This window comes from Vibrio sp. 10N.239.312.C11 (genome assembly GCF_041466065.1).
GTDB classification, from domain to species: Bacteria; Pseudomonadota; Gammaproteobacteria; order Enterobacterales; family Vibrionaceae; genus Vibrio; species Vibrio tasmaniensis_A.
In genome coordinates, this window is record NZ_JBFSRZ010000004.1 from 1 (window position 1) to 13,126 (window position 13,126).

Consider the following 13,126-nt stretch of genomic DNA (forward strand, 5'->3'; position numbering starts at 1 on the left):
TCGCAATCCGCGAAGGTGGCCGTACAGTTGGTGCTGGTGTTGTAGCTAAAATCTTTGCATAAGATTTGACGAACCACTAGTAAAAAGGGCATCATTTGATGCCCTTTTTCTGCGCTGAAAAAAGAGTTGGGTGTTTTGACATCAATTTTAACTCTTAGCAAAGAATTAAACGGTCTTTTTAACTAAAATGACTGTTAGATGTGTTGTTTTGCAACGCAAAGGAATGTGCCCTGCAACAGCGGGGTTATTGTCGTCTATATTTAAGACTTATCACAGGTTGGTTTTATGAAAGCAAACGCTGAAACTCCTGATAGCTCAGGTGCAGCAGATACAATGAAGTGGGTAGTCGCTTTTGTACTGTTGGCTGCTGCTGTTGTGGGTAATTACCTGTATGGTGAATTGTCTGTTGTAATTCGCGCTGCAGGTGTAGTTGTGCTGATTGCTGCCGCACTAGGCGTTGCAGCAACAACAACTAAAGGTAAAGCTGCGATCGATTTTGCAAAAGAATCTCGTATGGAGATTCGTAAAGTTGTTTGGCCTACTCGCCAAGAAACTATGCAAACTACATTGATCGTTTTAGCTGTATGTATTGTTATGTCTCTAGTGCTTTGGGGAATTGACGGCATTATGGTCCGTTTAGTTTCTCTAGCAACTGGAGTGTAGAGGGTTCTGATTCATGAGTGAAGCTCCAAAAAAACGTTGGTATGTAGTTCAAGCCTTTTCTGGCTATGAAGGTCGTGTATCTCAATCGTTACGCGAACATATTAAAATGCACGACATGGAAGAATTCTTTGGTGACGTTTTAGTACCTACTGAAGAAGTAGTGGAAATGCGTGCAGGTCAACGCCGTAAAAGCGAACGTAAGTTCTTCCCTGGCTACGTATTAGTGCAAATGATCATGAATGATGAATCATGGCACTTAGTACGCAGCATTCCTCGTGTTATGGGCTTCATTGGTGGTACCTCTGATCGTCCTGCACCAATCACTGACAAAGAAGCTGATGCTATCTTGAACCGTCTAGAGAAAGCGAGCGAGTCTCCACGTCCTAAGACAATGTTCGAAGCGGGTGAAGTGGTTCGTGTGAACGATGGTCCGTTTGCTGATTTCAACGGTACAGTTGAAGAAGTAGATTACGAGAAAAGCCGCATTAAGGTATCTGTATCGATCTTTGGTCGTGCAACACCGGTTGAGCTTGAATTTGGTCAAGTTGAAAAGCTGGACTAAAACTCTAACTTTTGAACAAGCTGTGGATAAATACTTCATAAGTTGTTCAAAATAAAAGAGTATAAAAAACCATCTTTTTAGGGTTGTTAAAGGCGCGAATTATGATTATAATTTCGCGCCTTTTTACTTCTATCGAAGTAAGAAAGAGTTAATTGAAATTAAGGGGAGCTTGCCTCAGGGCTAGCGCATGTACCCAAAAATTAGGAAATATCATGGCTAAGAAAGTTGAAGCTTATATCAAACTGCAAGTTGCAGCTGGTATGGCAAACCCAAGTCCACCGGTTGGTCCTGCTCTAGGTCAACACGGCGTGAACATCATGGAATTCTGTAAAGCGTTCAACGCAAAAACAGAATCTGTTGAGAAAGGTCTACCTACTCCAGTAGTAATTACTGTTTACAACGACCGTTCTTTCACGTTCGTAACTAAGACTCCACCTGCTGCTGTTCTTCTTAAGAAAGCTGCTGGCGTTAAGTCTGGTTCAGGTCGTCCAAACACTGAGAAAGTTGGTACTGTAACTGACGCTCAAGTTCAGGAAATCGCAGAAACTAAAGCTGCTGATATGACTGGTGCTGACATCGAAGCAATGAAGCGTTCTATTGCTGGTACTGCTCGTTCAATGGGCCTAGTGGTAGAGGGATAAGATCATGGCAAAACTTACTAAGCGTATGCGCGTAATCCGCGACAAAGTTGAAGTAACTAAAGAATACGAAATCAACGAAGCTGTTGCTCTTCTTAAAGAACTAGCTACTGCTAAATTCGTTGAGTCTGTAGATGTTGCTGTTAACCTAGGCATCGATGCTCGTAAATCTGACCAAAACGTACGTGGCGCAACTGTGCTACCTCACGGTACTGGCCGTGACATCCGCGTTGCTGTGTTCACTCAAGGTGCAAACGCAGAAGCAGCTAAAGCAGCTGGCGCAGATATCGTTGGTATGGAAGATCTTGCTGAGCAAGTGAAAAAAGGCGAAATGAACTTCGACGTTGTTGTTGCTTCTCCTGATGCAATGCGTGTTGTTGGTCAACTAGGTACAATCCTAGGTCCACGCGGCCTTATGCCAAACCCTAAAGTTGGTACTGTAACTCCTAACGTTGCTGAAGCGGTTAAGAACGCTAAAGCTGGTCAGGTTCGTTACCGTAACGACAAGAACGGTATCATCCACACTACTATCGGCAAAGCATCTTTCGAAGCTAACCAGCTTCAAGAGAACCTAGAAGCACTTCTAGTAGCTCTTAAGAAAGCTAAGCCTTCTTCAGCGAAAGGTACTTTCCTGAAGAAAGTAAGCATCTCTACTACAATGGGTGCTGGTGTTACTGTTGATCAAGCTAGTCTTGACACTCAAGCAAACTAATTTGCTTCGGCGCAGATTTAGTGTATACTTCTGCGCCTAATATTTGTGGTTGGGTGATTTTTGAAGCAATTCAGGTCATCCGTCCCAAGACCGTAGGCGCTGTACTCTTCGGAGGTATGGCTTAATAAAACCTACGTAGGCGATGTTGTGGTTTGAAGTGAATTTATTCATTTTTAAATAACATCGTAAACGCTCATTACATTTTGTATGAGTGCTGTAATCACAACCAGAGGTTAATCCAAATGGCTTTAAATCTTCAAGACAAAAAAGCAATTGTTGCTGAAGTCAACGAAGCTGCCAGTGGTGCACTTTCTGCAGTTGTAGCTGATTCTCGTGGCGTTACTGTTGGCGCAATGACTTCTCTACGTAAACAAGCTCGCGAAGCGGGTGTTTACATGAGAGTTGTTCGTAACACACTAGCACGCCGTGCGATTCAGGGTACAGACTACGAGTGTCTAACTGACACTTTCACTGGTCCAACTCTGATCGCATTCTCTAATGAGCACCCAGGTGCTGCAGCGCGTCTTTTCAAAGACTTCGCTAAAGAGAATAAAGATTTCGAGATCAAAGCTGCTGCATTTGAAGGCGCAGTTACTGATGCTGAAGTACTAGCGACACTACCAACTTACGACGAAGCTATCGCACGCCTAATGATGTGCATGAAAGAAGCTTCTGCTGGCAAGCTGGTTCGTACTATCGCTGCTGTTCGCGACCAAAAAGAAGAAGCTGCGGCTTAAGCCTTGCTTTTCACTGGTTGCTATTTAAACTTATTGTTGACTTAAAAGAGAATTGTTATGTCTATTACTAACGAGCAAATCCTAGACGCAGTTGCAGAAATGTCTGTAATGCAAGTTGTTGAGCTTATCGAAGCTATGGAAGAGAAATTCGGTGTTACTGCTGCTGCTGCAGTTGTAGCTGGTGGTGCTTCTGCTGAAGCTGCTGCTGAGCAAACTGAATTCGACGTAATCCTAACTGCTGCTGGCGCTAACAAAGTACAAGTTATCAAAGCTGTACGTGGCGCAACTGGCCTAGGTCTTAAAGAAGCTAAAGGTCTTGTAGACTCAGCTCCTGCAGCGCTTAAAGAAGGCGTTGACAAAGCTGAAGCTGAAGCTCTTAAAGCACAGCTAGAAGAAGCTGGCGCTTCTGTTGAAGTTAAGTAATTATTACTTAATTTCTTAGCCGCAAGGCTAATGGCTGGTGGTTTATTAACCACCGGCCTTTTTGCGCTGTAGGGCTATGACGAAATTTCCGCTGTTTAACCGTCATAATCCAAGCAAAAAAACAGTCATTTTTTCGAAATGATTGTTCACTACAGTAAACAGCTGTTTGTCACCGCCCCCTCTGAAGAGTGTTTTGGGTGGTTTGGGTCACTTATCAGCGAGCTGAGGAACCCCATGGTTTACTCTTATACCGAGAAAAAGCGCATCCGTAAGGATTTTGGTACTCGTCCACAAGTTTTGGACATTCCATACCTGTTATCGATCCAGCTTGATTCTTTCGACAAATTCATCGAACAGGATCCTGAAGGTCAATACGGTCTTGAAGCTGCTTTCCGTTCTGTATTTCCAATTCAGAGCTACAACGGCAATTCTGAGCTGCAATACGTTAGCTACCGTCTTGGTGAGCCAGTTTTTGACGTTAAAGAATGTCAAATCCGCGGTGTTACTTACTCAAAGCCACTACGCGTAAAACTACGTCTAGTTATCTTTGATCGAGATGCACCAGCAGGTACTGTAAAAGACATTAAAGAACAAGAAGTCTACATGGGCGAAATTCCGCTTATGACAGACAATGGTACTTTCGTAATTAATGGTACCGAGAGGGTTATCGTATCCCAGCTGCACCGAAGCCCAGGCGTGTTCTTCGACAGTGATAAGGGTAAGACCCACTCATCAGGTAAAGTTCTTTATAACGCACGTGTAATTCCTTACCGTGGCTCATGGTTAGACTTTGAGTTCGATCCTAAGGATAACTTATTCGTACGTATCGACCGTCGTCGTAAGCTACCAGCATCGATTATCCTTCGTGCACTTGGTAAATCGACTGAAGAGATCCTAGATCTGTTCTTCGACAAAGTGAACTTCGAAGTTAAAGACCAAACTCTACTTATGGAGTTGGTTCCTGATCGTCTACGTGGTGAAACTGCGTCATTCGACATCGAAGCAAACGGCAAAACTTACGTTGAGACTGGTCGTCGTGTAACTGCTCGCCATATCCGTCAACTTGAAAAAGATGGCGTTGAGCACATCGAAGTACCAGTAGAGTACATCGTTGAAAAGATTGCTGCGAAAGATTACATCAACGAAGCAACTGGCGAGATCATCGTTGGCGCAAACCAAGAGATTAGCCTAGAAGCACTTGCTAACCTGTCTCAAGCAGGTCACAAGACTCTAGAAGTGCTGTTCACGAATGACCTAGACCATGGTCCATTCATGTCAGACACTCTACGTGCGGATAGCACAGTAGATCGCATCTCTGCATTGGTAGAAATCTACCGCATGATGCGTCCTGGCGAGCCACCAACGAAAGAAGCTGCAGAATCATTGTTCGAAAGCCTATTCTTCTCTGAAGATCGTTACGACCTATCAACTGTAGGCCGTATGAAATTCAACAGCTCTATCGAGCGTGAAGAAGAAGAAGAGCGCGGTACTCTGGATGAATCAGACATCATCGAAGTGATGAAGAAACTGATTGGTATCCGTAACGGCATTGGTGAAGTGGACGATATCGACCACCTTGGCAACCGTCGTATCCGTTCTGTAGGTGAAATGGCAGAAAACCAATTCCGTGTTGGTCTAGTTCGTGTAGAACGTGCCGTTAAAGAACGTCTAAGCCTTGGTGACCTTGATGCAATCATGCCTCAAGACCTTATCAACGCTAAGCCGATCTCTGCTGCAGTTAAAGAATTCTTTGGCTCTTCACAGCTTTCACAGTTTATGGACCAAAACAACCCATTGTCAGAAGTTACGCACAAGCGTCGTATCTCTGCTTTAGGTCCTGGTGGTCTTACTCGTGAGCGCGCAGGCTTCGAAGTACGTGACGTTCACGTAACTCACTACGGTCGTCTATGTCCGATCGAAACGCCTGAAGGTCCAAACATCGGTCTAATTAACTCGCTATCTGCATTTGCACGTTGTAACGATTACGGTTTCCTAGAAACTCCGTACCGTCGTGTAGTAGATGGTGTAGTAACAGAAGAAGTTGATTACCTGTCTGCAATCCAGGAAGGTCAATTCGTAATCGCGCAAGCAAATACCATTCTTACTGAAGAAGGTACTTTTGCAGATGAGCTAATCACAGCTCGTCAAAAAGGTGAATCTGGTCTTCACCCACGCGATCACGTTGACTACATGGACGTTGCGACAAACCAAGTAGTATCTATCGCTGCTTCGCTTATCCCGTTCCTAGAACACGATGATGCGAACCGTGCATTGATGGGTGCCAACATGCAACGTCAAGCTGTACCAACACTTAGAGCTGATAAGCCTCTAGTAGGTACGGGTATCGAACGTAACATCGCAGTTGACTCTGGTGTTACAGCGGTTGCTAAACGTGGTGGTCAAGTTCAGTCTGTTGACGCTTCTCGTATCGTAGTTAAGGTTAACGAAGATGAATTGGTACCTGGCGAAGCTGGTATCGATATCTACAACCTGACTAAGTACACGCGTTCGAACCAAAACACATGTATTAACCAACGTCCAACTGTACTTCCTGGTGAACCAGTTGCACGCGGCGATGTTCTTGCTGACGGTCCTTCAACAGACCTTGGTGAACTAGCTCTTGGCCAAAACATGCGTATCGCATTCATGCCTTGGAACGGTTACAACTTCGAAGACTCGATCTTAGTATCTGAGCGCGTAGTTCAAGAAGACCGTTTCACGACAATCCACATTCAAGAACTATCTTGTGTGGCTCGTGATACTAAGCTGGGTTCTGAAGAGATCACAGCTGATATTCCAAACGTAGGTGAGTCTGCTCTGTCTAAACTAGACGAGTCAGGTATCGTTTACATTGGTGCTGAAGTTAAGGGTGGCGACATCCTAGTTGGTAAAGTAACCCCTAAAGGTGAAACTCAACTGACTCCTGAAGAGAAGCTACTGCGTGCTATCTTCGGTGAGAAAGCATCTGATGTTAAAGATACTTCTCTACGTGTACCAAACTCTGTTTCGGGCACTATCATCGATGTACAAGTCTTCACTCGCGATGGCGTAGAGAAAGACAAACGTGCACTTGAAATCGAACAGATGCAGCTTAAAGAAGCTAAGAAAGATCTAACTGAAGAGTTCCAAATTCTTGAGGGTGGCCTTCTTAACCGTGTTAAAGCTGTACTTCTGTCTGGTGGTTACTCTGAAGCTAAGCTTGATACTATCGGTCGTAAGCAATGGCTAGAGCAAGTTCTAGAAGACGATGCGCTACAAACACAGCTTGAGCAACTTGCTGAGCAGTGGGATGAGCTAAAAGCAGACTTCGATAAGAAGTTTGAAACTAAGCGTCGTAAAATCACTCAAGGTGATGATCTAGCGCCTGGCGTTCTTAAGATTGTTAAAGTTTACCTAGCGGTTAAACGTCGTATCCAGCCTGGCGATAAGATGGCGGGTCGTCACGGTAACAAAGGTGTAATCTCTAAGATTAACCCTGTTGAAGACATGCCATACGATGAAAAAGGTCAGCCTGTAGACATCGTACTTAACCCACTGGGTGTACCATCGCGTATGAACATCGGTCAAATCCTAGAAGTACACTTAGGTTTGGCTGCGAAAGGTATCGGTGACAAGATCAACCAAATGGTTAAGGAACAACAAGAACTGCATAAGTTCCGTGAGTTCCTACAGAAGGTTTACGATCTTGGCGATACTCGTCAGAAAGTTGATATTGCTGAACTGTCTGATGATCAAGTTCGTACACTGATCAAGAACCTACGTGGCGGTCTACCGATTGCTACACCAGTGTTCGACGGTGCTTCTGAGTCTCTAATCAAAGAACTACTTAAACTGGGTGATCTGCCAGAATCTGGTCAGCTTAAACTGTTTGATGGTCGTACTGGTGATTCGTTTGAGCGTCCTGTAACTGTTGGTTACATGTACATGCTGAAACTGAACCACTTGGTTGATGACAAGATGCATGCTCGTTCAACTGGTTCTTACAGCCTAGTAACTCAGCAACCACTTGGTGGTAAAGCTCAGTTCGGTGGTCAGCGTTTCGGTGAGATGGAAGTATGGGCACTAGAAGCATACGGTGCTGCATATACTCTACAAGAAATGCTAACAGTTAAGTCGGATGACGTTAACGGCCGTACTAAGATGTACAAGAACATCGTAGATGGTAACCATAGCATGGAACCTGGCATGCCAGAGTCGTTCAACGTACTGTTGAAAGAGATTCGCTCGCTAGGTATCAACATCGAGCTAGAAGACGAAGAGTAATCCCTCTTTTTTATAAAGAAGATTGGATTACTTGGTAAAGGGGGCTCACTTTAGTCGGTGAGCTCCTTTAACTCCTTACAGGAGCTGAACGTGAAAGACTTATTAAACTTTCTAAAAGCACAGCATAAGACCGAAGAATTTGATGCAATCAAAATCGGTCTATCTTCACCAGACACGATCCGTTCGTGGTCTTTTGGTGAAGTTAAAAAGCCAGAAACAATTAACTATCGTACGTTCAAACCTGAACGTGATGGTCTGTTCTGTGCACGTATTTTTGGTCCAGTTAAAGACTACGAATGTCTTTGTGGCAAATACAAGCGCCTGAAGCACCGTGGTGTTATCTGTGAGAAGTGTGGCGTTGAAGTTACACAAACTAAAGTTCGTCGTGACCGTATGGGTCACATCGAGCTTGCTTCACCAGTTGCTCACATCTGGTTCCTAAAATCACTACCGTCTCGTATCGGTCTACTAATGGATATCCCTCTGCGTGATATCGAACGTGTTCTTTACTTCGAAATGTACGTAGTAACTGAGCCGGGTATGACTGATCTAGAAAAATCTCAGATGCTTACTGAAGAAGAGTATCTGGATCGTCTAGAAGAGTGGGGTGACGAATTCACTGCTAAGATGGGTGCTGAAGCGATCAAAGATCTGCTTTCAACAATGGACCTTCATCAAGAAGTGGAAGAAATGCGCGAAGAGTTGGAAACAACTAACTCTGAAACTAAGCGTAAGAAAGTTACTAAGCGTTTGAAGCTAGTTGAAGCGTTCATTTCGTCAGGCAACAAGCCTGAGTGGATGATCCTAACTGTACTTCCAGTGCTACCGCCAGATCTACGTCCTCTAGTACCACTAGATGGCGGTCGTTTTGCGACATCTGATCTGAACGACCTTTACCGTCGTGTGATCAACCGTAACAACCGTTTGAAGCGTCTTCTAGAGCTAGCGGCTCCAGACATCATCGTACGTAACGAAAAGCGTATGCTGCAAGAGTCTGTTGATGCCCTTCTAGATAACGGTCGTCGCGGTCGTGCGATCACGGGTTCTAACAAGCGTCCTCTGAAATCTCTTGCTGATATGATCAAGGGTAAACAAGGTCGTTTCCGTCAGAACCTTCTAGGTAAACGTGTAGACTACTCTGGCCGTTCTGTAATCACAGTTGGTCCATACCTTCGTCTACATCAGTGTGGTCTTCCTAAGAAGATGGCACTTGAGCTATTTAAGCCGTTCATCTACAGCAAGCTAGAAACTCGTGGCATGGCTACGACAATCAAAGCTGCTAAGAAAATGGTAGAGCGCGAAGAAGCGATCGTTTGGGATATCCTAGACGAAGTGATCCGTGAACACCCAGTACTGCTTAACCGTGCACCTACACTTCACCGTCTAGGTATCCAAGCGTTTGAACCAGTACTAATCGAAGGTAAAGCGATTCAGCTTCACCCACTAGTGTGTGCGGCATACAACGCCGACTTCGATGGTGACCAAATGGCTGTACACGTGCCTCTAACTCTAGAAGCACAGCTTGAAGCTCGTACCCTAATGATGTCGACGAATAACATTCTGTCGCCAGCATCAGGTGATCCAATCATCGTACCTTCTCAGGACGTTGTATTGGGTCTTTACTACATGACACGTGACAAGATCAACGTGAAAGGTGAAGGTATGTACCTTGCTGGCCCTGCTGAGGCTGAAAAGGCATACCGTACTAAGACTGCTGAGCTACACGCTCGCGTTAAAGTACGTATCACTGAAACTGTAGTAGATGAAGACGGCAATAGCACAACGAATACTGGCCTAGTTGATACGACTGTAGGTCGTGCAATGCTATGGCAGATCGTTCCAGCAGGCCTACCGTACAGCATCGTTAACCAAAAGTTAGGTAAGAAGCAGATCTCTACTCTTCTTAACGAGTGTTACCGTAAGCTTGGTCTAAAAGATACAGTAGTATTTGCTGACCAAATCATGTACGCAGGTTTCGCATACGCGGCCCTTTCTGGTGTTTCTGTAGGTATCAACGATATGGTTGTTCCTCAAGCGAAATACGATGAAATTGAATCTGCTGAAGAAGAAGTTCGTGAAATCCAAGAGCAATTCCAATCAGGTCTTGTTACTGCGGGTGAGCGTTACAACAAAGTTATCGATATCTGGGCATCTACGAATGACCGCGTTGCGAAAGCAATGATGGATAACCTATCTTCTGAAACAGTTATCAACCGTGACGGCGAAGAAGAACAGCAAGAATCGTTCAACAGCATCTACATGATGGCCGACTCGGGCGCACGTGGTTCTGCAGCTCAGATTCGTCAGCTAGCAGGTATGCGTGGTCTGATGGCGCGTCCAGATGGTTCAATCATCGAAACGCCGATCACAGCGAACTTTAAAGAAGGTCTAAACGTCCTTCAGTACTTTATCTCAACGCACGGTGCTCGTAAGGGTCTTGCGGATACAGCACTGAAAACAGCAAACTCGGGTTACCTAACTCGTCGTCTAGTAGACGTTGCTCAAGACGTTGTAGTACACGAACATGACTGTGGCACGCATGAAGGTATCGACATGATGCCTCACATCGAAGGTGGTGACGTTAAAGTTGCACTTTCTGAGCTTGCTCTAGGTCGTGTAGTAGCTGAAGACGTTCTTAAGCCTGGTACTGAAGATGTACTGATTCCACGTAATACTCTGATTGATGAGAAGTGGTGTCAAATCATGGAAGACAACTCAGTAGATAGCATGAAAGTGCGCTCTGTTGTTACCTGTGATGCAGACTTCGGTTGTTGTGCACAGTGTTACGGTCGTGACCTAGCACGTGGTCACCTAGTGAACCAAGGTGAAGCAGTTGGTGTTATCGCTGCACAATCTATCGGTGAACCGGGTACACAGCTAACGATGCGTACGTTCCACATCGGTGGTGCGGCATCTACTGCAGCAGCAGAGAACAGCATCCAAGCTAAGACAACTGGTACTGTGAAACTTCACAATGCTAAGTTCGTAGTTAACAAAGATAAGAAACTGGTTATCACTTCTCGTGCATCTGAGATGACGATTATTGATGAATTCGGCCGTACGAAAGAGAAGCACAAACTTCCTTACGGTTCGATGCTAACCAAAGGCGACAACGCAGCAGTTACTGCTGGTGAAGTTGTAGCTAACTGGGAAGCGCATACCATGCCAATCATCACTGAAGTGGCAGGTCGTATCCAATTCGTAGATATGATCGATGGTATTACAGTTTCTCGTCAAACTGACGATCTAACGGGTCTTTCTTCAAGTGAAGTTACAGACGCAGCAGCTCGCCCAGCAGCAGGTAAAGATATGCGACCAGCTATCAAACTTGTTGATGAGCAAGGTAACGATGTAATGATCCCTGGTACTGATATGCCAGCTCACTACTTCCTACCTGGCAAAGCGATTGTAAACATCGAAGATGGCGCTGAAGTTGGCATTGGTGACACACTATCTCGTATCCCTCAAAAATCGAGCGGAAACAAAGATATCACCGGTGGTCTACCACGCGTAGCTGACCTATTCGAAGCTCGTAAGCCTAAAGAGCCTGCGATCCTTGCTGAGCACACAGGTACTGTGTCTTTCGGTAAAGAAACGAAAGGTAAGCGTCGTCTAGTAATCACTCGTGAAGGCGGTGACGCTTACGAAGAGATGATTCCTAAGCATCGTCAATTGAACGTGTTCGAAGGTGAGAAGATTGAACGTGGTGATGTAATCGCCGACGGTCCTGAAACTCCACACGATATCCTGCGTCTACGTGGTATCCACGCAGTAACTCAGTACATCGCGAACGAAGTTCAAGAAGTTTACCGCTTACAAGGCGTAAAGATTAACGATAAGCACATCGAGACTATCGTTCGTCAAATGCTACGTAAGTGTACAATCACTCATTCTGGTGACTCTCCGTTCCTACCTGGCGAACAAGTTGAGTACCACAATGTTAAGATTGCTAACCGTAAGCTAGAAGCTGAAGGTAAAGAACTAGTACGTTTCGAGCGTGACCTACTAGGTATTACTAAAGCATCTCTTGCAACTGAGTCATTCATCTCAGCTGCATCGTTCCAAGAAACGACTCGCGTACTAACAGAAGCTGCGGTTTCTGGTAAGCGTGATGACCTTCGCGGTCTGAAAGAGAACGTAATTGTTGGTCGTCTGATCCCAGCTGGTACTGGTTTCGCATACCACCAAGAGCGTCAAAAGCAACGTGAAGAAGAGCAAGAAGGTCCTTCAGCTGAACAAGCTACTGATAATCTAGCAGCACTTCTAAACGCTGGTTTCTCTTCAGAAGAGTAAGCTCTACGAGTAGTCTCTAAGAGATAAGAAAAAGGCACCTTCGGGTGCCTTTTTTGTATCTGGCGTATTGGTATTTAGCTATGACTTATAAAGTGATAGGTGTGATTATCTAGCTGGTGGGGTTGGATTTATGTCCTGAAGAGTGCTCTTTGAGGCCAGTAAGATAAAGGGTAGAGATGATTAGGCTGATTAGGGCTGTAACCATATGCTTATGGCTAAAGGTCAGGGCGAGCGAGTAAGCTCTGTCTGAAAGGTTCTGGGTAGTTTGGATAACCTTACAGACAAAACAAAAAGCTTGCACAGAGGCAAGCTTATTAAGGATTCAGCTAACTAAGCGCCTGGTGGAATCGCTAAACTGTCTGCAATAAGCTGGATAAGATTATCTTCTACTTCAAAACGTACTTCGAGTAGTTCACCTACTTTTGACATATCTCCTTCGAAGTTAGGCAACTCATCGTCTGCACTTACTTTAACGTACTTATCATTGAACTCTAGAAGCGGCTCGGTTGTAAGTACGATCTTCGCGTAAGTTGTATCAATCTCGTCATTGGTTTTAAAGCCTGTTGCTTGCCATTTTTTCATGACCATATCGTAGATCTTAAAATGACCCTCTGAGATATAATCGACAACATGATCGCAGAATGAGCTTATTTCTTTAGGAGAAGGGAGTTCAACAACGTTTGATTGCCCATTGCTAGCTGGCTGCAAGGCACCTAGCTTACAATACTCAACGATTAGAGACTGTCGAGTTTCGAGCCAATGATCGATGACCTCATTAGAGCCACCCCATTGTTCTTGTATTTGTTTGAATTTATTTAGCATGACCATGTCCTCA

General features: G+C 44.8%; 9 protein-coding genes. 8 read left to right on the forward strand and 1 reads right to left on the reverse strand.

The window, feature by feature from the left end; all coding sequences use genetic code 11:
* Positions 1-285 precede the first annotated feature (285 nt).
* The 8 genes from secE to rpoC all read left to right on the forward strand — a co-directional run bounded on the left by secE (position 286) and on the right by rpoC (position 12,291).
* Positions 286-663 carry a preprotein translocase subunit SecE gene (secE, locus tag AB6D07_RS02825; RefSeq protein ID WP_017096511.1) on the forward strand — a complete coding sequence of 126 codons (378 nt, stop codon included), beginning with the start codon at positions 286-288 and terminating at the stop codon, positions 661-663.
* A gap of 13 nt (positions 664-676) precedes the next feature.
* The gene (gene nusG, locus AB6D07_RS02830; RefSeq protein WP_012605006.1) at positions 677-1,225 is read left to right on the forward strand and encodes a transcription termination/antitermination protein NusG; all 549 of its coding nucleotides are present in this window, start codon (positions 677-679) and stop codon (positions 1,223-1,225) included.
* A gap of 212 nt (positions 1,226-1,437) precedes the next feature.
* Positions 1,438-1,866 carry a 50S ribosomal protein L11 gene (rplK, locus tag AB6D07_RS02835; protein WP_010435555.1) on the forward strand — a complete coding sequence of 143 codons (429 nt, stop codon included), beginning with the start codon at positions 1,438-1,440 and terminating at the stop codon, positions 1,864-1,866.
* 4 nt (positions 1,867-1,870) lie between these two features.
* Positions 1,871-2,575, forward strand: a complete 705-nt coding sequence (gene rplA / locus AB6D07_RS02840) for a 50S ribosomal protein L1 (protein WP_012605004.1) — start codon at positions 1,871-1,873, stop codon at positions 2,573-2,575.
* Positions 2,576-2,817: 242 nt separating this feature from the next.
* Entirely contained in the window at positions 2,818-3,312 is a 495-nt protein-coding gene (gene rplJ, locus AB6D07_RS02845; RefSeq protein ID WP_009844673.1) for a 50S ribosomal protein L10, read from the forward strand.
* 57 nt (positions 3,313-3,369) lie between these two features.
* Entirely contained in the window at positions 3,370-3,735 is a 366-nt protein-coding gene (rplL, locus tag AB6D07_RS02850; protein WP_009844674.1) for a 50S ribosomal protein L7/L12, read from the forward strand.
* A 234-nt stretch (positions 3,736-3,969) separates the two neighbouring features.
* Positions 3,970-7,998 carry a DNA-directed RNA polymerase subunit beta gene (rpoB, locus tag AB6D07_RS02855; RefSeq protein WP_009844675.1) on the forward strand — a complete coding sequence of 1,343 codons (4,029 nt, stop codon included), beginning with the start codon at positions 3,970-3,972 and terminating at the stop codon, positions 7,996-7,998.
* Between the two features lie 90 nt (positions 7,999-8,088).
* Positions 8,089-12,291 carry a DNA-directed RNA polymerase subunit beta' gene (gene rpoC, locus AB6D07_RS02860; protein ID WP_009844676.1) on the forward strand — a complete coding sequence of 1,401 codons (4,203 nt, stop codon included), beginning with the start codon at positions 8,089-8,091 and terminating at the stop codon, positions 12,289-12,291.
* Between the two features lie 330 nt (positions 12,292-12,621).
* Here rpoC and AB6D07_RS02865 read toward each other — a convergent pair whose 3' ends face one another.
* Positions 12,622-13,119, reverse strand: coding sequence for an Rsd/AlgQ family anti-sigma factor (locus AB6D07_RS02865; protein ID WP_012604999.1), 498 nt, complete (start codon positions 13,117-13,119; stop codon positions 12,622-12,624).
* Positions 13,120-13,126 lie beyond the last annotated feature (7 nt).

Coding starts and splice junctions, on each gene's coding strand:
- secE (WP_017096511.1), top strand. CDS start 286: ATGAAAGCAAACGCTGAAACTCCTGATAGCTCAGGTGCAGCAGATACA.
- nusG (WP_012605006.1), top strand. CDS start 677: ATGAGTGAAGCTCCAAAAAAACGTTGGTATGTAGTTCAAGCCTTTTCT.
- rplK (WP_010435555.1), top strand. CDS start 1,438: ATGGCTAAGAAAGTTGAAGCTTATATCAAACTGCAAGTTGCAGCTGGT.
- rplA (WP_012605004.1), top strand. CDS start 1,871: ATGGCAAAACTTACTAAGCGTATGCGCGTAATCCGCGACAAAGTTGAA.
- rplJ (WP_009844673.1), top strand. CDS start 2,818: ATGGCTTTAAATCTTCAAGACAAAAAAGCAATTGTTGCTGAAGTCAAC.
- rplL (WP_009844674.1), top strand. CDS start 3,370: ATGTCTATTACTAACGAGCAAATCCTAGACGCAGTTGCAGAAATGTCT.
- rpoB (WP_009844675.1), top strand. CDS start 3,970: ATGGTTTACTCTTATACCGAGAAAAAGCGCATCCGTAAGGATTTTGGT.
- AB6D07_RS02865 (WP_012604999.1), bottom strand. CDS start 13,119: ATGGTCATGCTAAATAAATTCAAACAAATACAAGAACAATGGGGTGGC.